The 19,207-nt window shown below is 53.4% G+C and carries 23 protein-coding genes; 5 read left to right on the top strand and 18 right to left on the bottom strand.

What is annotated here, in order from left to right:
* Window positions 1–88: 88 nt before the first annotated feature.
* Window positions 89–1,213: a trans-sulfuration enzyme family protein gene (locus HNQ92_RS19255; protein WP_184176711.1), complete on the top strand. Its 1,125-nt coding sequence runs from the start codon at window positions 89–91 to the stop codon at window positions 1,211–1,213.
* 305 nt (window positions 1,214–1,518) lie between these two features.
* The gene (locus tag HNQ92_RS19250) at window positions 1,519–1,686 is read left to right on the top strand and encodes a hypothetical protein (RefSeq protein WP_184176281.1); all 168 of its coding nucleotides are present in this window, start codon (window positions 1,519–1,521) and stop codon (window positions 1,684–1,686) included.
* Here HNQ92_RS19250 and HNQ92_RS19245 read toward each other — a convergent pair.
* The 7 genes from HNQ92_RS19245 to HNQ92_RS19215 all read right to left on the bottom strand — a co-directional run bounded on the left by HNQ92_RS19245 (window position 1,673) and on the right by HNQ92_RS19215 (window position 8,383).
* Window positions 1,673–2,506 (bottom strand): SDR family oxidoreductase, encoded by an 834-nt coding sequence (locus HNQ92_RS19245; protein ID WP_184176279.1) that lies wholly within the window; start codon window positions 2,504–2,506, stop codon window positions 1,673–1,675. The genes HNQ92_RS19250 and HNQ92_RS19245 overlap by 14 nt on opposite strands.
* A gap of 70 nt (window positions 2,507–2,576) precedes the next feature.
* The gene (locus tag HNQ92_RS19240) at window positions 2,577–3,521 is read right to left on the bottom strand and encodes a bile acid:sodium symporter family protein (RefSeq protein ID WP_184176277.1); all 945 of its coding nucleotides are present in this window, start codon (window positions 3,519–3,521) and stop codon (window positions 2,577–2,579) included.
* A 123-nt stretch (window positions 3,522–3,644) separates the two neighbouring features.
* Complete coding sequence (locus tag HNQ92_RS19235) at window positions 3,645–4,565, bottom strand: aspartate carbamoyltransferase catalytic subunit (protein WP_184176275.1); 921 nt, start codon at window positions 4,563–4,565, stop codon at window positions 3,645–3,647.
* Between the two features lie 72 nt (window positions 4,566–4,637).
* Window positions 4,638–5,384, bottom strand: coding sequence for an acyl-[acyl-carrier-protein] thioesterase (locus tag HNQ92_RS19230; protein ID WP_184176273.1), 747 nt, complete (start codon window positions 5,382–5,384; stop codon window positions 4,638–4,640).
* Window positions 5,385–5,522: 138 nt separating this feature from the next.
* Window positions 5,523–5,945: a response regulator gene (locus tag HNQ92_RS19225; RefSeq protein ID WP_184176271.1), complete on the bottom strand. Its 423-nt coding sequence runs from the start codon at window positions 5,943–5,945 to the stop codon at window positions 5,523–5,525.
* Between the two features lie 732 nt (window positions 5,946–6,677).
* Entirely contained in the window at window positions 6,678–7,100 is a 423-nt protein-coding gene (locus HNQ92_RS19220) for a response regulator (RefSeq protein WP_184176269.1), read from the bottom strand.
* Between the two features lie 317 nt (window positions 7,101–7,417).
* Window positions 7,418–8,383, bottom strand: coding sequence for an NmrA family NAD(P)-binding protein (locus tag HNQ92_RS19215; RefSeq protein WP_184176267.1), 966 nt, complete (start codon window positions 8,381–8,383; stop codon window positions 7,418–7,420).
* A gap of 168 nt (window positions 8,384–8,551) precedes the next feature.
* Between HNQ92_RS19215 and HNQ92_RS28960 the strand changes: the two genes are divergently transcribed.
* Window positions 8,552–8,677: a hypothetical protein gene (locus tag HNQ92_RS28960; RefSeq protein WP_281380766.1), complete on the top strand. Its 126-nt coding sequence runs from the start codon at window positions 8,552–8,554 to the stop codon at window positions 8,675–8,677.
* A gap of 189 nt (window positions 8,678–8,866) precedes the next feature.
* Here the strand turns inward: HNQ92_RS28960 and HNQ92_RS19210 are convergent, their stop codons facing one another.
* The gene (locus tag HNQ92_RS19210) at window positions 8,867–9,175 is read right to left on the bottom strand and encodes a hypothetical protein (protein WP_184176265.1); all 309 of its coding nucleotides are present in this window, start codon (window positions 9,173–9,175) and stop codon (window positions 8,867–8,869) included.
* Window positions 9,176–9,456: 281 nt separating this feature from the next.
* Here HNQ92_RS19210 and HNQ92_RS19205 point away from each other — a divergent pair, with 281 nt between their 5' ends.
* Entirely contained in the window at window positions 9,457–11,004 is a 1,548-nt protein-coding gene (locus HNQ92_RS19205; protein ID WP_184176263.1) for a sulfatase family protein, read from the top strand.
* Window positions 11,005–11,141: 137 nt separating this feature from the next.
* On the opposite strand, the gene HNQ92_RS19200 is transcribed toward HNQ92_RS19205, so the two are convergent.
* Both HNQ92_RS19200 and HNQ92_RS19195 read right to left on the bottom strand, forming a co-directional pair.
* Window positions 11,142–11,441 carry a helix-turn-helix domain-containing protein gene (locus HNQ92_RS19200; RefSeq protein ID WP_184176261.1) on the bottom strand — a complete coding sequence of 100 codons (300 nt, stop codon included), beginning with the start codon at window positions 11,439–11,441 and terminating at the stop codon, window positions 11,142–11,144.
* Window positions 11,442–11,446: 5 nt separating this feature from the next.
* Window positions 11,447–11,746, bottom strand: a complete 300-nt coding sequence (locus HNQ92_RS19195) for a type II toxin-antitoxin system RelE/ParE family toxin (protein WP_246440461.1) — start codon at window positions 11,744–11,746, stop codon at window positions 11,447–11,449.
* 174 nt (window positions 11,747–11,920) lie between these two features.
* On the opposite strand from HNQ92_RS19195, the gene HNQ92_RS19190 reads away from it, so the two are divergent.
* Window positions 11,921–12,592, top strand: a complete 672-nt coding sequence (locus tag HNQ92_RS19190; protein WP_184176257.1) for a DUF4386 domain-containing protein — start codon at window positions 11,921–11,923, stop codon at window positions 12,590–12,592.
* Here HNQ92_RS19190 and HNQ92_RS19185 read toward each other — a convergent pair.
* The 8 genes from HNQ92_RS19185 to HNQ92_RS19150 all read right to left on the bottom strand — a co-directional run bounded on the left by HNQ92_RS19185 (window position 12,573) and on the right by HNQ92_RS19150 (window position 18,902).
* Complete coding sequence (locus HNQ92_RS19185) at window positions 12,573–13,190, bottom strand: Crp/Fnr family transcriptional regulator (RefSeq protein ID WP_246440459.1); 618 nt, start codon at window positions 13,188–13,190, stop codon at window positions 12,573–12,575. The genes HNQ92_RS19190 and HNQ92_RS19185 overlap by 20 nt on opposite strands.
* A 28-nt stretch (window positions 13,191–13,218) precedes the next feature.
* Entirely contained in the window at window positions 13,219–13,635 is a 417-nt protein-coding gene (locus tag HNQ92_RS19180; RefSeq protein ID WP_184176253.1) for a hypothetical protein, read from the bottom strand.
* Between the two features lie 179 nt (window positions 13,636–13,814).
* Window positions 13,815–14,519 (bottom strand): DUF3575 domain-containing protein, encoded by a 705-nt coding sequence (locus HNQ92_RS19175; RefSeq protein WP_184176251.1) that lies wholly within the window; start codon window positions 14,517–14,519, stop codon window positions 13,815–13,817.
* Window positions 14,516–15,289, bottom strand: coding sequence for an LVIVD repeat-containing protein (locus tag HNQ92_RS19170; protein WP_184176249.1), 774 nt, complete (start codon window positions 15,287–15,289; stop codon window positions 14,516–14,518). Before HNQ92_RS19170 ends, HNQ92_RS19175 begins: the two co-directional genes overlap by 4 nt.
* A 36-nt stretch (window positions 15,290–15,325) precedes the next feature.
* Window positions 15,326–15,868, bottom strand: coding sequence for an LVIVD repeat-containing protein (locus tag HNQ92_RS19165; protein ID WP_184176247.1), 543 nt, complete (start codon window positions 15,866–15,868; stop codon window positions 15,326–15,328).
* 357 nt (window positions 15,869–16,225) lie between these two features.
* Window positions 16,226–16,828, bottom strand: coding sequence for a porin family protein (locus HNQ92_RS19160; RefSeq protein ID WP_184176245.1), 603 nt, complete (start codon window positions 16,826–16,828; stop codon window positions 16,226–16,228).
* Between the two features lie 213 nt (window positions 16,829–17,041).
* The gene (locus tag HNQ92_RS19155) at window positions 17,042–17,923 is read right to left on the bottom strand and encodes a dienelactone hydrolase family protein (protein ID WP_184176243.1); all 882 of its coding nucleotides are present in this window, start codon (window positions 17,921–17,923) and stop codon (window positions 17,042–17,044) included.
* 682 nt (window positions 17,924–18,605) lie between these two features.
* Complete coding sequence (locus tag HNQ92_RS19150; protein WP_184176241.1) at window positions 18,606–18,902, bottom strand: hypothetical protein; 297 nt, start codon at window positions 18,900–18,902, stop codon at window positions 18,606–18,608.
* Window positions 18,903–19,207: the final 305 nt, after the last annotated feature.

Genomic DNA, 19,207 nt, shown 5'->3' with positions numbered 1-19,207 from the left:
GCCGAAAGGTACCTCTAACTTTTCCCGATGACTAAAAACGATATATTGTTGTTTGATCCTTAAAAACTTGCCGCAACGTCCGCTCTTTATGCGTCCCGAAACCATCGCTATCCAAAGTACCCGCTTTACCGACACCAATGCCGCGTCAGTAGTGGCACCGCTCTACCTTTCCACTACCTTCGAGCGAAACGAGGAATACGAGCTGCCGCACGGCTTTCTGTACACCCGAGCCCATAATCCCAACCGCCAGCAGCTCGAGTCGGCCCTGGCTACCCTGGAGGGTGGGGCACTGGCGCTGGCTTTTTCGTCGGGACAGGCGGCCACCATGACGGTTTTTCAATGCTTACAACCCGGCGACCACGTCATCGTACCGGATGACGCCTACTACGGCACGCCGCTGCTGTTGCAGGATTTGTTTAGCCGCTGGGGCCTGCACTTTTCGCGGGTAGATACCAGCCAGGCCGAGGCGATCAGCCAGGCCATCCGTCCCGAGACAAAAGTGGTTTGGCTGGAGACGCCCTCCAATCCCCTGCTCAAGGTAGCGGACCTCGAAGTGGTGGCCCGGCTGTGCCGGGAGCGGGGCGTACTTACGGTATGCGACAACACCTGGGCAACGCCCATTTTGCAACGCCCGCTGCTGCTGGGCTGTGACGTGGTGATGCACTCCACCACCAAGTACCTGGGCGGCCACAGTGACGTACTGGGCGGGGCGCTGGTCTTCCGCGAAGACGGTCCGCTGGCCCAACGGGCCCGAATGGTCCAGACCCTGGGCGGGGCGGTACCTTCTCCTTTCGACAGCTGGATGATTTCGCGGGGTATCAAAACCCTGGCGGTGCGCGTGCGGCAGCAGTCGGCCAATGCCCAGCAGCTGGCCGAGTTTCTGGCTGCTCACCCGGCCATAGAGCGGGTACATTATCCCGGCTTGCCGTCTGATCCGGGCTACGCCGTGGCGCGCCGACAGATGGAGCTGCCCGGTGGCATGCTGTCGGTACGGGTAGCGGGTGGTGCGGTGGAAGCACTTCGCTTGGCGGGACGCCTGCGTTTGTTTGCCCGAGCCACCAGCCTGGGCGGCGTGGAGAGCCTCATCGAGCACCGGGCTTCTGCCGAAGGACCTACCTCCCAGTCTCCGCCTAACTTGCTTCGGGTGTCGGTAGGGCTGGAGCACGCCGAGGACCTGATCGCTGACCTGGCCCAGGCGCTGGAGCCTGCTTAAAGTACCTAAGTACCCCAAAAAAAAGGGTTTTGATAGAGCCCGTGACCCTTTTGGCAGCATGACGTCCTAGCTCATAGCAACCACACTTTCTCGGCGAGAGCAGGGTACTTTAGGTGCGGTAGAATTTAAAAAAGAAGTTTTGTTAATTTTGGCATCATGCTTAAAAATGAGGTAGATATACGTTATTTTTAAGGAGTTGCTGGTCGCTATATACTCACAAAATTAAGTACTAGGAGAACAGGCGGGTACTGGTTATGTACCTAAGGCAGGGATGGTAAGACAGATTGAATCGTAAAAAGTGCGGCATGAGCAATGACCAGGAAAGAGAAAAACTACGTAACTACGTAGAGCAGGCCTACGAAAGCCACAAAGCTACCCAACGCAGGAAAAAGTACCTCTTGATCACACTCGTGATTCTGTCGCTGCTGCTGGTACTTTCCGCATCGCTGATGTATGTTTTTAGTTGCGCGTAAGTTCTTCGCTCAACGCCCACAGCTTATTAGCCAAAAAACTACTCTGAGCATCTTTATGAGGCTTTTTCTGCTTTAGATCGCTGAAGTACTTCCCGGTCACTCCCTCTACCTCGGGCGAGGACGCGAGGTAGATCGTCATCTGCGCACCTTCTTCGGGCGTTTTGAAAAAGGGCCGGATTAGCTTCATGGTTAAGTTCACAAGCCCCGTAGACTGGCCGGCGAAGTTAGTGGCCACGCCGCCGGGGTGGAGGGCGTTGGAGGTAATGCCAAAGGGTTGAAGCCGCTCGGCCAAAGCATTGGAAAACAAGATATTGGCTAGCTTGGAATTGCCATAGGTACCCCAGCTCGAAAATGTAGCGGGCTGGGCCAGCTGGTCAATACGAAACGTACCAAAGCGGTGGGCCTCCGACGAAACGTGAACGATGCGGGCCTGATCGCCCGCCTTGAGCAGATCCAGCAGCTCCGTCGTGAGCAAAAACGGCCCGAGGTGATTGGTGGCAAAGGTCATTTCGACGCCATCGGGGCTAATTTCCAGGTGGTCCATCATGAGTCCCGCATTGTTGATGAGAACGTCCAGCTTGGAGTAGCGCGCTTTTATTTTCGCTACTGCCTCGCGTACAGAGCTTAGCCGTGCGAGGTCACATTCGACGAAGTCCGTTTGCACGTGGTTGCCCAATTCCCGCTGAAGCTCGGCTACTTTTTGCGGATTACGCGCAACAAGGATAAGATCGAAGTTGCGTTTGGCCAATTCAATGGCCGTTATTTTTCCAATTCCGGAGGTAGGTCCGGTGATGAGTGCGAGGCGGTTGGTTGGTGGCATAAGCGTGGGTTCAATCAGCTAAAAGTGAAATAGAGCGCTACATCCATAACTACCAGCCCGCCCGTCTGTTTTAGACCACCGCCCTATTTTCTGTTTCGGGTACTTTTTTCTTGGCCCACCAACTCGCCAGCAACGAGCCCGTAATATTCATGATAGGGCCAAAAAGCGCGGGAGCCAGGCCCACGGTGGCTACTTTGCCCATTTGCAGGGCGATTCCCGAAGCCAGGCCGCCGTTTTGTAAACCTACCTCCAGGGCAATGGTGCGGCAGTCTTGCTCCGGCAGCCGCAACAAGCGGGCCGAGAAGTACCCCAGTACGTACCCCAGTAAGTTATGAATAAGCGTACAGGCTACCAGCGCCAGCCCGATGGTGAGGAGGCTGTCGCGCCCGGCGGCGGTAATGATGCAGATGATGAATGCAATGCCCGCCATGGAAAGCAACGGCATGTAGCGGTTGAGCCAGACGGACTGCTTCCGAAACAGGTAGTTGACAAACAACCCCAGACCGATGGGTAAAATAATGAGCTTAACGATATCGAACATCATTTTCAGAAACTGCACTTCCACCATGGTACCGGCCAGGAGCTTCATGAGCAGCGGGGTGAGCAGGGGCGCGAGTAGAGTAGCCACGGCGGTGATGGTGAGCGAGAGCGCCACGTTGGCCTTGGCAATGTAGGACATGACGTTGGAGGCCAGGCCGCTCGGCGAGCTACCCACCAGAATCACCCCGGCCGCGATCTCGGGCGGAAAACTAAAGGTACTTGCCAACGTGAAACCCACCACCGGCATGATGGTAAACTGGCACAAAAGGCCAATGCCGACGGTACGCGGAGATTTAATTACTCCTTCAAAATCTTTGAGCCCCATGGTGGTACCCATCCCGAACATGATGATTTGTAGCAGGGGCACGATGAGGGTTTTTAGCTCAAAATCACCCCAGCGGGTAAACAGGCCGGGGAAAAACATGGCGAAGGTAGCCGCCGCAATGATGGAAAGGGTGTAAAGGTAGGAGCGCATCGAGGGCCAGGGAAGAGGTCAGGTTTTCAAAGGAAAGTACCTTCCCCGAAAAAACTACTGAACGACTCGCGCCGCGAGAGGGGAGGTACCTCTTAAAGTACCCTGGCCACGCTGCTGAAGCGGCTACTGCTGGGCCAGCAGGTACAGTACCGCCATCCGGACGGCCACACCGTTTTCAACCTGATTGAGTATAATGGAATGCTGCGAATCGGCGGCGTCGGAAGAGAGCTCTACGCCCCGGTTGATGGGGCCGGGGTGCATGAGTACAATTTCGCGGTCGAGCTCATCGAGCATTTGCCGGTTGATGCCGAAGTAAAGTGCGTACTCGCGCAGCGAGGGGAAGTACTTGATCTGCTGGCGCTCCAGCTGGATGCGCAGCACGTTGGCGACGTCGCACCACTGCAGGGCTTCGCGCACGTTATGCCCTATTTTCACGCCCAGCTCGCCGATGTACTTCGGGATGAGCGTCGTGGGCCCGCAAACCATCACTTCGGCCCCGAGCTTTTGCAGACAAAAAATATTAGACAGCGCCACCCGCGAATGCAGGATGTCGCCGATGATGGCCACTTTCTTACCCACCAAGGTACCTAGCTTCTCCCGCATCGAGAAGGCGTCCAGCAGGGCTTGAGTAGGATGTTCGTGGGTACCGTCCCCGGCGTTGACGACGTTGGCCGGAATCCGGCTCGATAGGTAGTGCGGCGCACCGGGACTGCTGTGGCGCATCACGATCATGTCTACCTTCATGGCCAGGATATTATTCACCGTGTCGAGCAGGGTTTCGCCTTTTTTGACCGAACTACCCGAGGCGGAGAAATTTACCACGTCGGCCGAGAGCCGCTTTTCGGCCAGTTCGAACGAGAGACGGGTGCGGGTAGAATTTTCAAAAAATACGTTGGCAATGGTGATGTCACGCAGGGAAGGTACTTTCTTGATCGGGCGGTTGATGACTTCTTTGAACTGGTTGGCGGTATCAAGAATGGTATGAATGTCGTTCTCAGTAAGGTTTTTGATGCCAAGCAGGTGCCGAACCGAAAGTTGTGTCATTGCGATTGGAAGAGAAAGTTTGGCAAAGATAAGCACTCCCGCGGCAAACAGAAAATAGAAATTACATTCTGCCTAGGAAGCCTCCGGCCCCGACCAGGTACTTAGGGCCACCACCAGCTCGGCTTGTTGGGGGTTGAGTACCCGGTGCACGAACCGGTTGGGGCCAACGGGCCCGCTAAGTACCTGCACCGTTTCGCCGCGCTGCCCTTCGGCTTTGAATACCAGGTCGACATGATGGCAGTGGTGCGTGGCCAGGAAATCAAACGGCAGCGACTCCAGCAGCCACTGAAAGTACACCCCATTGTTGACGTGCAGGTTGGCGTCGATTTCGTTGTGCCGGGGTTGGAGTGTCGTTTGGTAGGTCCAGGTACCTGGCGCGGCCGGAAATTTGCCACTGGGCCTGGGGAGGTGCTCCAGGTGTCGATAGGGCTCAAACAGTCGTTTGATTTCCGGTGCGGGGGTAGTGAGCCGCCGGGTACTTAAATTTAAAACCAGCCAGGTAGAGGTAGCCGTAAACAGTAGTTTGCCGGCGCTATCGTAGCCGCGAAAATCCCGGTAGATGTACACCCGTTCCTCGCCCGAAGGGTTGGTTTCCAGCGTAATGGATTCGCCTAGTCTGGGCCAGCGATTGACCGAAAGTACCAGGCGATGAAGTACCCACGCCAGATCCCAGGCGAGGAGCTCAGGGCGCCCAACGCCGAGCTGGTTAGCATGGCAGTCGGCGGCGTCCTGCAGGAGGTTAGCCAGCGCGCTAAGCCAAAGCCTGCCTTCGGGGTCGGTTTCGTAGTTGCGGATGCGGTACGTTTCGGAATAGATCATGGCGTAACAAAACAGAGCAATTAATAGACCAATACCTTCGCAGTAAATCTTGCCGGGTCGACCGGAGATTTGCCACGAAGGTATTGGTTGTTGACTAAAAAGACTACCCCACGCCCCATCCTTTTGGCGGGAACCCACTCAAAAATTATTAGGCGCGGCGCAACGTTTCCAGTATTCCATAATGACAGAGATCGTTTTCTCTAACTCGGCCATGGTGGATTGTTTGACAAAAAAACCTTGTACCGACGCACTATACGCCTGGATGACCGCCTGTTGGCTCAATGCCGTAGAAAAAAACAAGTACGGAATGCATTTGATGGAAAGCTCGGCGTCGGTTTTTAGCTTATCCCTGAGCGCAAATCCGTCCAGCTTAGGCATGTTAATATCCGAAAGAATAAGAAAGGGGACGACGTCTTCCCGGTTTAAAAAATCAAGAGCCTTTTGCCCGTCAAAAAAGAAAATTATTTCATTCGGATAGGCTAATTTACGGAACACTTCTTCTAATATTTCCTGGTCGTCCGCATCATCTTCAATGATTATAATAGGGCCGTTTTTATTCATTGTATTTTGGGTTTACATTTTTAACTATTCATCTACGTTTACTTAGGGATTTAGCTTATAAAGCTGGTCACTAGATTTGATACTGTCAAATCCAGATACAGTGGAAGTAGGTTGTGGAATATTGGTATGGGATTCAAAAATGAATCTGTAGAGATCCGAATGGAGTGAATAAGTATTTCATCATATACTTTGGAAGAAATACTTTATCTACGTACTCAAACGAGGACGTTGAATTCGGTCTATGAGCCTTGATGATAAATATTCGTGCCATGATTATCCCGAGAAGCGGGCCGTTTCGTTTTGGGGTACTTTTAACAAAGTAACCCACCCTGAAGCAGCATTGTAGGGAAATTAAGCCACAACTAGCTCCGAGTACAGTAAATTAAGTGCTGAGTTTTTGCCCAAATTTCAACAATGAGTTACTAACAAGGATGCTTGTATCCGGGCAAAGCAGTCTAAGAGCCTCAAAACAATTTCAAGGTGTTTTCCTGGCAACGAAGGACGATCGCCTTTCGCCGTATTCCATCTTAGGTCAGACCCCACAACGTGCAAAGGTACTTACGAGGATCTTCAGTTGTAGCAAATGTAGAGCTAAAATTTGCCGGGTAGGCCTCTCCCAAGGTAGTTGAGTGGATTTTCCTCTGTACCTGTACGATTCGGCAGGTTTTGTGCTTTTTATTGGCGGGAAAACCCAACATTTCAGGCTAGCCAGGCAACCTGAAATGAGTTAGCTTAAAAATTATTGGGAGCAGCGCAGCGTTTCCAATATTCCATAATAGCCGAAATCGTTTTTTCTAATTCCGATAAGGAAGACTGCTTGACAAAAAAGCCTTGTACCGACGCGCTGTATGCCTGAATGACGGCCTTCTGATTCAAGGCTGTTGAAAAGAAGAGGTACGGAATGCACTTTATTGTCAAAGCGGCATCGGTTTTTAGCTTATCCCTAAGCGCAAAGCCGTCCAGTTTGGGCATGTTTATATCCGAAAGAATAAGAAAGGGATTCACCTCCTCCTTATTCAAAAATTCGAGGGCTTTCAGCCCATCCGTGAAAAAAATAAGTTCGTTGGGATAGGCTAATTTTTGAAAAACCTCTTCCAGAAACTCCTGATCTTCAAGATCATCTTCGATTATTATGATGGGTCCATTCTTGTTCATGGATATTTAGTTAAAATGTCGAATGCGCTTACCGCCATCGGGTAGTTTTATAGCCCAGGCTTGAATAGAAAAGTAAACTACCTACGTAGCTGGGGGTACCTTAAAAGTACCTTATTTTCTGCACTTTACCTGATAGCAAGCAGTATATTTCCGGGGCAGTTTAAACGATAGCTTACTTCTCCAAATATCCGTGCCACTGCATCGCCTAGGTACTTGACGGAGGGAGAAAAAGCCCCTTGAGTAGCTTAGGGAGTGCCTTCTTGGGATTCGGGAATAATTTGGTTCCAAAGCAAGCCATGTCTAGCTTTTGCTCGGGGCTACTTCTTTGCGTCGGGTACTTGGCCCGTGGCCAGCACTTCCCGCACCGATGTCCAGCGTAGGTGCTCGTAACGGTCGTTGTCCAGCGGCTGTAACTTGGGTAGTCCGCTCAGCATGTTGTGCAGGTACTGCATGCCCTGCCAGGGAGGAAATACCTCGTCATTGTTAGGCGACAGGGCTCGGGTAACCTTGATCATAAAGGCCAAAGTACCCAGGCCCCCCGCCCGAAAAAGGCGAAACTTTTCTCCCGATGCTTCGCTGGCGGCCCTTTTCAATCCGTGGCTACTCAGCACGTCCCCGGCTATACGGAGGTAGCGGGGCGTGGAGGCGTCGAGGGCCGCCGCCGCGGTGTATTCGGCGGTATTGTCGGTGGTCGTGAAGTCAAGGGGCTGGTCGGCGTCGCCCCAGTAGACCACGCGTTTGAGTCCAGAAAGTACCACCGGGGCCTGTCCGGTCAGTAAGTCCGAGAACATGCCGTTTAGAATGGAGGTAGCTTGGATGGGAGCCTGGTCCAGGCGCTCGCTGAACTCCCGCCGCAGGTCAAGGTTCCGGTTGCTCCCGTAGGGGAGCTTGGTGAAGTCGATGCAGTAGTCGGAAGGAATAAAGCGCGGGACCCCAGCCTCCACGGCCGCCTGGAGCAGCCGGGTTTGGGCTTCAACAATGACCTCCCGCAGGCCCGACAAAGCCGAAACCACGCAGGAGGCCCCCGCGCAGGCTTGGGTCAGCTCGGCCAGGCTGGTATAGTCTACCTCCACGAGCGAAGCGCCCTGCGCGCGCAAGGAGGCTACTTCCGGGCTGGTACTTCCCCGCCGTACCAGCGCCCTCACGTGGGCTCCCCGCTGCCGGAGGTACTTGGCAATGCGCAGGCCGAGATCGCCGGTTGCTCCGGCCAGTACAATCAGTTTTTTTTCGGAAGCAGCACTATTTTTCTGATTTTCAGGACGTACTTCAGGATTCAGGCCCATGCCTTTTGTTGGTTTTGGTAAAAGCCAGGCCCGTATATTATGAACCTTGGCCTTAGCTTCAACCCGGCAAGACACTAAAAGTTTGTGGTCCTCTGGAAATTAAAAAAAGCGTTTGCTGCTTTATCGGATAGTCCGTATGCCGTCGTCGTAGGAAAGCAATGTGCCGTCATGATCATTGTAGAAGGCGTATGGGTAGTCGTGTTCTTTTGGCGTAACGCGCCACGCCTTTACCAGTTGCTCCTCCGCATTGCCAACCCCGGCATTCCGATTATAGTACCCAAACTCTGCTTTTAAACAGAAATCTTCAGTTGGGGTAAACGAGCCAAAGCGAGCGAATTCCTGCATGTGTCCTAAAAATAAGCTGCGCAACTGACCTAGATTTTGACTAGGGATGGTATCCAGACTGGTACCGTTGGAGATTTTGCCGCTTTTATAGTGGAATTCGCCGTTATAAAATCCATAAATGATCTGCCCTGTAAAGTTTCATAGTCCATTTAGGTACTGTTCTGCTTTGACAATCTTGTTGTCAAATTTGGCGTAGGGAGGGTAGTAGGTCTGGACCGAATCATCCAAAAACTGGTAGTAACGGAGGTTACTATGATCAATGTTGTTGGCGGCCAAAAGGGCATTGGCCACCCGGACGGCAGCGGGGTCGATGCTGTGGTCAGTCACTGAAATGCGGATTCTTTCGATGCAGCCCCAGTTATTTTCCAAAGGCTCTTCGAGCTCGGAGCGAGTACAGGATACCACGAGTAGTGTACAGGCCAGCAGGGTGTAGAGGATTTTTTTCATAGGAGTTTTTCAAAGTACCCAGGTACCTTAATGGTTGGAATTGATGTGCGAATACGAATTTTTTGTACTAAGGCCACGAACAAGGGCTTCTACTGACTTGCGGAATCGAAAAGGTGAAAAAAATAGTCATTTTCGTAAGTAAAAAGAACCCCTTAGCGCGTCTGAGGGGAGAACCAGGAATTCTCTTTTCTTCTTGCGAGGTCCGAAAGTTTCTTTTTCGTTAGGGTACCAGGCCCTGGACTTTGCCTTTATAAATTATAAACTACCCTTACCCCATTCGCATGAAAAAATACAGCCAGGTACTTCCCGTTTTATTACTCTTGCTGGGCGTAGCCGGATTTATCAAACGTCCGCCAAGTACCTCCGCCGCCGAGCCCGCCGCTTCCAAGCCCAACATCGTGCTGATCTACGTGGACGACCTGGGCTACGGCGATCTGAGCTGCTACGGGGCCAGCCAATTCAAAACGCCGAACATCGACCGACTGGCGCAGCGCGGCCTTCGCTTCACCAACGCCCACGCCGTGTCGTCTACCTGCACGCCCTCACGCTACGCCCTCATGACGGGCGAGTACCCCTGGCGGCGCAAAGGCACGGGCATCGCTACCGGCGACGCCACCCTTATTATCCCTACGCACTACACCACGCTGCCGTCTATTCTGCAGCGCGCGGGCTACACCACCGGCGTGGTGGGTAAGTGGCACCTGGGCCTGGGACCGCAAACCGGCGCCGACTGGAACGCCGACGTGAAGCCCGGTCCGCTGGAGATTGGCTTCAACTACTCCTTCCTGATCCCCGCCACCGGCGACCGGGTACCTTGCGTTTACGTAGAAAACCACCGCGTGGTGCACCTGGACCCAACCGACCCGATTCAGGTGAGTTTTAAGGAAAAAATTGGGAACGAACCTACCGGACGGGAAAATCCCGAGCTGCTGAAAATGAAACCCTCGCATGGGCACGACATGACCATCGTCAACGGCATCAGCCGGATCGGGTACATGACGGGCGGAAAACAAGCCCGCTGGATCGACGAAGACATGGCCGACGTCATCACCACCAAAGCCAAGGCCTTTATGGAGACCAACCGTGCCCAACCGTTCTTTCTGTACTTCTCTACCCACGACATCCACGTACCCCGCGTACCGCATTCGCGCTTTGCGGGCAAGAGCGGTTTGGGTCCCCGCGGCGACGTGATCTTGCAGCTGGACTACTGCGTGGGCGAAATCACCAGGAAGCTGGACGAACTCGGACTCACCAACAACACGCTGATTTTGTTTAGTAGCGACAACGGCCCCGTGGTCGACGACGGCTACCACGACCAGGCCGTGGAGCGGCTCGGCAGTCACAAGCCCGCGGGTACTTTGCGCGGGGGCAAGTACAGCGCTTTCGAGGCTGGTACGCGCGTACCGACCCTCGCCTGCTGGCCGGGGCAAATCAAACCGGGGGTGTCGGAGGCGCTGGTGAGCCAGATCGACTGGGCGGCTTCGCTGGCAGCCCTGACGGGGCAAAAACTGGAAGCCCAAGAAGTACCCGACAGCCGGAACATGATCGATACCTGGCTGGGCAAGTCGCGGCAGGGCCGCAGCTACGTGGTGGAGCACGGGGGCGCGATGGCGATCGTGCAGGGAAACTGGAAGTACATTTCGCCCAGTAACGGAATTAAGTTTGAGCCTAATGTGCGCATCGAGCTCGGCAACGACCCCGAGCCGCAGCTCTACAACCTCACCGACAAACCCCAGGAGCGTACCAACCGCGCCCAGGAAAACCCCGCGAAAGTGAAGGAACTGGCCGAACTGCTGCAAGCCGTGCGCGAAAAACCCCAGCCGAGGTAGTAAGGACCAAGTACCCCGGACGGATGTACCTCCTGAGTTTGCAGAAGCAAATAGAAAGTACCCTCGCTCAAAGTACCTACGTGCTTCTGGCGAGGGTACATCCGTCCGGGGTACATCCGTCCGGGGTACATCAATTCTTACAGAAAGGTGAGGCCAATTTTCTTATTTAGTCCCTTTTCAAAAATCCTGATCAAGGTAGAAAGCTGAATATCTCCTCTGGCATTTTCGATTCGTGAGATATAGCTCTTTTTGGTTCCTGCTTTTTCTGCCAATTGCTGTTGGGTCATTTTAGCTTCTTTACGGGCTTCCTTCAACATTTCACTCACGATGAACAGCTGGGCATTTGCTTCGTAATGATTGCGGCTGTCCGTTCCGAGTTTACCGTGTTCTCGGTCTATGAGTTCGTCAAACGTTTTAATTCCGCTGTAATCAACCATCGATTTTATTTTTTATAATTAAAGTACTCATTTTTGAGGCGCATGGCCTTTTCAATTTCTTCTTTAGGGGTTTTTGGGGTCTTCTTCTGGAATCCGTTAAACAGTACAACGAGTCTTCCCTCATCAAAGCAGCAGAAAATTCTAAAGATATTTGATTGATACTCAATTCTTACTTCGTACAGACCATCATACCCAGCCATAGGAGCAAGAAACTTGACCGGCACGCGGTCTACCTGTTTTATCAATTCCAATACAAATTGGATCTTGGCTTTTACTTTAGGATCGAGGCCTTTATAAAAGTCCATGAAATAGTCTCCGTGGAATACAATCGTTCTCGCCATTCATCAAAGTTATCCTAAAAGATAACTTTAGCAAAATATAAAATAGACTACTTTCTTAACCCAAGTCAACGACTTCTCCTTACCAAGGTACCTACTTTTGAGCCGACAACGACAAATACGGATCTTAACAGCAGTAGGATGCAAACGCAACAAAACATGGCCAGGCTCGCTGGAGTACTTTTTCTAGTGCCACTGCTCTCGTACGGTTTCGGCAACGCCCTGGTGGAGGCGGTGCTGGCGCAGCCCGACTACCTAAGTACCCTGGTTTATCACAAAAATCGACTCCTGGCCGGGGCGCTGCTGATGTTGGTCAATTCGGGGGCGGTGGTGGCTCTGGGAGTGGTACTTTATCCCATCTTGCGGCCACACTACCCGCGCCTGGCGCTGGGGTACCTGGCGGCCCGGCTGATGGAAGCCGTGGTGCTGGCCGGTGGGATCGTGAGCCTGCTGACGCTGGGTACCTTAAGCCAACAACTCGTAGTCGCGCCCGAGGTACTTTATCTCAATACCTTGGGTACTTTGGCCGTGCAGGTACATTACCTGGCCTACCAGCTAGCCATGATCGTGCTCGGGTTGGGGAGTATTTTCTTCTGCCTGGTGTTGCACAAATCCCGCCTCGCTCCGCCCTGGCTGGCCGTTTGGGGCGGCGGGGGGTACTTTTTGCTGCTCGTTGGCGCGGGGCTGGAGCTCTTTGGCTACCCGTACGGCATCACGCTGGCGCTACCGGGCGGGTTGTTTGAGCTCACGCTGGGTCTATGGCTTATTTTCAGGGGTTTTAACCGGCCGGTGGTCAGGGAAGTACCGGCGTAGCGGGCGGGCGGCGCGCCATCCTTTTCCGGATGCGGCTCAGCGACTCCGGCTTCACGCCCAGGTAGCTGGCCAGCTGGTACTGTGGTACCCTTTGCAGCAGCTCCGGCCTTGATGTAAGTAGGTACAGGTACCTTTGCTCGGGCGTGTCGGTGAGGTACCTGGCCGTCATTTCCTGCTGCTCTGCCAGGTTTCGTTCCAGGACCGTGCGCGAGAGGGTCTCAAACTTCGGGAAGCGTCGGTACAGCTGATTTTCTTTTTCTGCGGTACCTACCACCAGCGTCGTGTTTTCGTTGCAAACAAAGTAGTGGTCGGCGGGTACTTGCTGCGCGAAGCTTTTCAGCGACACCACCCATTGCTCTTCGGTAAAAAACTGAGTGGTACGCTCTTCGCCCTCCACAAGGTAGTACTGCCGCACGCAGCCTTGCAGCACAAAGTAGCACTCCCTCGCCACCTGCCCAGCCCGCAGCAGCAAAGTACCCTTCGCGAACGTCTCGATGTGGCTTTCCTCGGCCAGGGCTTTGGCCTCGGCGTCGGTCAGGGGCAGGAGGCGCGCAAAGTAGTCTACCAGTTGGGTACTCATGGCGGGTCGTGGGTTCATTTGGATAAAGTACCTGGTGAGCGCACCGCTAGGTAGTTAGCGTACCGTAGCTGTTGTTGTATACCTTGCCGGGTATCGGGTGGGTGAATTTCAAAGCCGACCATACCTGATCGACGCTCAGGCATTTGCTTTCTACCAGGCCGTATTCGTAGCCCAGTTTGATGACGATCGTTAAGTTCAGGTCAGTGCCTTTTTGTCCGGCTTTGGGCCAGGATACCCAAAGTACCCCGTCGGTACCCAGATGCTTTTTCAGCTTCGGGAAGTAGGCGTGAAATTCCGCTTGCGTATACACAAAGAAATGGATGTAGTCAAAGTACCCCTGAAGGCTACTTTGCAAATCCAGCTTGGGCAGCGCCAGAACCTCCGTTACGGCTTCGGCCGCGTTGAACAAGATGGCGCGGGCATTTTCCCGAATGCCCATTTTCTCGGCTACTGTTTTGGTCATAAGGGGTGTTTGGATATGCGTTAATCAAACGTTACAAGTAGCAATTTCTGCTTTTCAAGGGATTTTCTGAAATAGGGATTTTTCAAATAAGAAGCCCGACTGTTTTCTGGCGTTAAGGTACCCAAAAATCAGCGAATTATAAATTTTTCGGCACAAGTACCTCTACCATTCAAGTACCCCTATTCCAGGTACCTGGCGGGCCTGGGGCGGGCGGCACCCAGCAGGTACCCCAGGTGGATGCCCAGCGAGGCGCTGGGGTTGGGGCCGTAGCGGCCGGGCGTGTTGGTACGGATGGGAAGGAAGTCGCGACGGAGCACTAGCTCGTCGATCCCCAACCTTTTGACGTTCAGGGAACGGAGGCCACCGCCCAGGTAAAAGTCGAGCGTGGTGCGGGAGCCGAGCTTCCACTGCCCGCCAAACTTGAGGTGGAAGGCATTGACGTAGCGCACCAGGTGTACCTGCCGGTTTTCGAAGTAGGCGCAGCCGCCGTTCTCGGAGCAGTCGCGGCCCACGGAGCGCCAGTCCAGCTGGCTGTTTTTCTTCAAAAGGTACTCCACCGCCACGTACCCGCCCAGTGGCGCACGCTTCCGGAAGTAGTGCCGCAGCTGCGAGCGGAAGCGCCAGGTTTCGCGGTTGGGGTACTCTTCGCGCTCGCTTTGCCAAAAATTGAAGGCGTTGTGGCCATAGCCCAGCTCCTGCTGAAAACTGAAACGGCGGCTACCAAAAGGTACCTCCGCGCCCAGCTGGATGGTGTTGTCGAGGTCGAAGAGCGCCAGGGGCGTCAGTTTCAAAATCACGCCCGGAGCTAGCGTATCGGCACTACCTTGCGCCCTGCCCGGCTGACCGAGCAGTAGCACGAAAAAAATGCTGAAAAGGTACTTCATTCCACGGGGATTTTGCTCAGGAGTTCCATGGAATTTTCGGCGATGTTATCTCCGTAGCGGTACTGGTACAGCCCGTTTTGTCCCGTCACGATCAGCAGGTTTTGGCGCGGAATCACGTCATAGGAGGCCACCTCGGGGTAGTTGTGGTGGAGCCGGGGCTGGGTGGGGTCGCTGATGTCAAAGACCTTCAGGCCGGAGATACCTTCACACACAAAGAGCTTGTCGCCGTCCACGCCCAGCCCGTAGGGCGACTGCATCGGCTGGCTGTTGATGAGCTTTGGGTTGGCCGGGTCCGAGACATCCACCACGTCCAGGGAGCTGTTGTTGACCCACTGCCGACAGCCCACGCCGCCGCGTAGGGTCACGTAGGCGTACTGGTTTTGCACCACCACGGGGTCGCAGCTCATCACATGGGTGTACTTGCTCAGCAGGGTAGGGGCTTGCGGCTGCTGGTTGTTGAAGATGTACATGCCGTCGTTGGCGCCCACGAAGAGGTTTTGGCGGTAGGGGAAGATCGTCTCAATGCCTAGGCCCAGCTCGGCTTTGGCCTGGCGCGTGGGGGCGTCGGGCTGGGTGATGTCGTAGACGTCCAGGCTCTGGCGGGTCACGATGTAGAGCGTGTTGCCGGTGATGGCGAAGCGCGCCATGGAGCCGCCGGTGCCGTTCTGGTTGGGCGAAACGGAGTCGGCCGAGCCCATATTGCACTGCCACAGCAGCAGCGACAAGGCTACCAAGGACAAGAAAGAAAGAAACGTCGTATATTTTTTCATGATCTCAATGGGAGTAAAACGGCTGGATACAAAAAACTAACGGAAGCAGGACGGGCGCGTGGCCATCGTGACCTTCTCCCAACCCACCACGATGCCCTGTTTTGGATCGGCGCACTCAAAGTACACATCCTGGTGGGGTGGGTAGTTGTTGGCCGGAATGGCGTCCTTGATGCGTTTGCTGAGCTGCACCTGGCGCGGGTTGGCGACGTTGAACACCAGCAGGTCGGGGCCGTTGTCGGCGTAGAGCCAGGTACCTTTCACGGCCAGGTCGTAGTTGCCCGGAATGGCCACAAACGAGAGGTTCACGGGGGTACTTGGGTCGGTGTTGTCGAGGATGTGAATGCCCGTGCCCATTTCGTTCACGAAAAGGTAGTTGCCCAGGACGTAAATTTTTCCCGGATTTTTGAGCGCGCGAGCCGGGGCCGTCTGGACGTGGGTGAGCTCGGTAGCGGTGGCGTAGAGCGGGCGATAGCCGGTGCCGTCGAAGCCAGGGCCGTTCAGGAAGGGTTCGGTTTCGCGGTAGCAGGACGTGATCAGCAGCACCAGTAGTGGTACGATGGAGTAGATAAATCGCTTCATAAGGTAGGTTAGGATAAAGCCTGGTGTGCAAGCGGGATTCAAATTCGTACCCAAAGGTTGTAAGTACCCCGTTAAGTTACAAAAAAAAGTTCAGCAAGTACCTGGCGGTAATAAAAATAGGTACTTGCTAAAAAAAAAGTACCCCTTCGACATGAAAAATCGAAGGGGTACTTTTTCAAAAATGTACTATTGGACTAAGAAGGTATTTGAGTTATTAATTTGATAGCGAAACGAAGGATTTTCGAGCGAGACAAGGTACTTTGCAGGAGCGTAGCCAGAGGCTACGGTTCGAAAAAGTAACGCGGTTGCAGCCGAAAAGACAACGTTGCAGCTCAAAGAAACTAACTCAAACAGCTTCTAAAACACAAAACCGGCTTTAAGGCCTAGCGCTACGGTTTTGCCGTCGAAGCGCGAAAAGTAGTTGTTGATCCCGAACTCGGCGCCCGCGTCGATGGTGATGGGGCCCAGGTCAAAGCCTATCCCAGCGTTGAGGTTGGTCTGAAAATCGTTGATGTCCGCCCGGGCAATGTTCCCCTGCGCCTCGCGGTTGCGGTACCCTACCAGGTAGGCCGGAATCACCCCCGCGTTGGCCCGGATCCGAAAACCAACGTCCTGCGAATTATTCCCTACCAGGTACACCCCGGCGTTCAGCGGTACGCGCACAAAAGTAGCCGCCGCCCGGTTCCGGATTTCGGTTCCGGTGGTATTTTCATTCACGAAGTCCAGGGTAGTACCGCTGATGAATATACCAGGCTGGAAAAAGAATTTCCGAGCACCGATCCGTAGATCAAGCCCCGCGCTCGCTCCGGCGCGGGCATTGCCGGCGTCCACCAGGGATTCTTCGGTATTGAGGGCCGAGAGATGCACGCCCACTTTTGGATTAACCCGCACGTGCGTTTGGGCTTCGGCCACTGACAATCCTGCGCAGGCCGCTACAACAAGTAATAGGATCTTTTTCATACTGGATACAAACTTTAAATTGATGAAGTATGATTCCATAACTTGCTCCGACGCCAAATTGTTACAACCCGTCGCCGGGCCAGGTACCCGGCCCGGTCGGACAAAAATGCGTTTTGGGGTACTTTACCCCACATACTGGCAGCGGGTACTAAAAAAAAACAGTCCCCTTTTCGTTAGAAAAAAGGGGACTGCGGGCAGAATTTGGGCAGGTACCTACACCTTGAACTTTTTCTTGAGGTAAGGCAGGGCCATCTCATAGGCTTCGGCGGCCAGTTTCTCGTCGTACTTGGCGTTGCTGGGGTTGGCAAAGCCGTGCACGCCGGGGAAGATCCGGTAGGTGAGCGTCTTGCCCGCCTGCTTCATGTTGGCGTCGAAGTTCTCAATCACTTGTTTGGAAATGCGCTCCTCGGTGGCAAATAGCCCCAGTACGTCACCGTTGAGCGTTTTGAGTTGCTCCACGTCCTGCACCGGCATGCCGTAGTACATCACGGTACCCACGGTATTTTTGCCGCCCAGCAAGCCCGACCGCAGCGACCAGCTACCGCCAAAGCACCAGCCCACGTTGGCCACCTGCGCCTTGGGCCCCGCGTGCGCAAAAGCCCCCTTCACGATGTTGACCAAGCGCTCCTCCTTCGTGCCCGACAGCAGCTTACCGGCTTCCTGTGGGGTCGTGGCCACCTGGCCGTCGTACATATCCAGCGCCAATACGTTCACGTTTTCGCCCAGGTCTTTATAAAAGGTATCGGCCTGCTTGCGGATGTAGTCGTTGAGGCCCCACCATTCCTGGTACACAAAGAGCCACTTGTCGCTCTTCTTTTTGGCCTTGATCAGGTACCCCTGGGCCTGCTGGCCGTCGGGTGTGGCAAAGGTAATGTTCTCGCCCACCGCCGCGTAGTGCAGCGGGAGCGGGGCCGGGTGTAGCGCCTGAAAAGCCGGATCGAGCGCAAATTGCCGCATGTCGCCCGGAAAGCCGTCGGTGGTGGGAGCGGCCGTGTAACACAGCGGAATGCCCGGCTCGGCAGTGGGCGGTGGCGGTAAAAACCAGCCGAACGTACTAGCCAGCAGCAAAGGAAGTACCAGGAGAAAACGGATCATACAGGTAACGGGGTTAGAAAGTGATGAACTACCGCCAATGACTACTCAAAAGACGGCATTTTGTTTTGGGGTGCTGGTGGAAGGGGACTTTCGTGTTGAATAATACACTAGGTCGAAGACCGACGACGCACAAACGTATCGGGTGCCGCCCAGCGGGTGCCGCCCATTCAAAGACTACGTTTAGCGGGGACTACGCTTAGCGGGGGGGGAGCTATATCGAGTTCAAAATAAGAAGAAAATTATTTTTATAAGTACCATTATGGCGAGTGCTCCTATAAATACTTTAAATAGGAGTTTCCAACTTATTTTATTCCAAGGCATTAATGGCATTATCGTATTGATTGAAATTTAAAAGAGTAAAATTGACATTAGATAGCTCAAAAATTTCACCCATTATGTGAAGTCGTGGATATGTTCAATGAAGTGTGTCATGTCTTAAATTCGGGTATGGCTTCTTACTCGGTCACCAAACACAATCGTAAATTGCTGTAAGGTAGCCGCCCAGTTCTGCATCGGCATTTACCACTTCTCCTCGTTGGGCGTAGTCTCAGACAGGGCGGCACTCCGCTATGTCCTGGTGTCACGCGGTCTTTGACCGAAGTACAGGATGGCGAGGACTGCCGTCGGTCGGAGATCGACGACGCACAAACGTAATCAGAAACTACGCTTAGCGGGGGGTGTTTTAGTCACTTATCACAAGTTTTGTCTTTACAATAAACCACGGAACAGGTTCGCAACCATTTTCTTCATCGTTCAAATAGTCAAGAACCCGGTTTGAATTTTTGTTACTGTCAAACAAACCAAACTCGTTTAAAGTTAAGCCGAATTTGTCTGACAATTCTTTTCCTATATCGTGGCAATGAAATGAATGAAAACTACCGCCAATCTCAATTCCAATGTAGTCATATCCCAAGAGCTGTTCGTTTTCTTGTTCCTGGATTTCTTTTAAAAGTGCCAAACGAAGCCCGATTTCTCCCATTTCCTCAGATTGAGGTTTAAACTCTTCAAGAATGTCTGCCCGTTCTTTGTTGTCAAAATATAATGCGAATAATTTAATGTCGCCTAAATGTGAGAAGAACTTTTCTTTGTATTCTACAGCTGTATCAAGGTCAAGGAAAACATTTAAAAAGCCAATTTTGTTATCATTGAATTTGTTGTCAACCCATTTTCTTATATCGACTATTTGTTCTGTACTAGCCCCCTAAAAACCTGGAACTGGATTCTACTAATTAAACCCCTTAAATTAGTAGGATTATGTCAAGGAGAAAATTTTCAGTCGAAGAG

The sequence above is a fragment of the Rhabdobacter roseus genome, from assembly GCF_014202275.1.
Taxonomy (GTDB): Bacteria; Bacteroidota; Bacteroidia; order Cytophagales; family Spirosomataceae; genus Rhabdobacter; species Rhabdobacter roseus.
The sequence above is the reverse complement of the archived record's forward strand: the minus strand, read 5'-3'. Positions and strand labels throughout refer to the sequence as shown.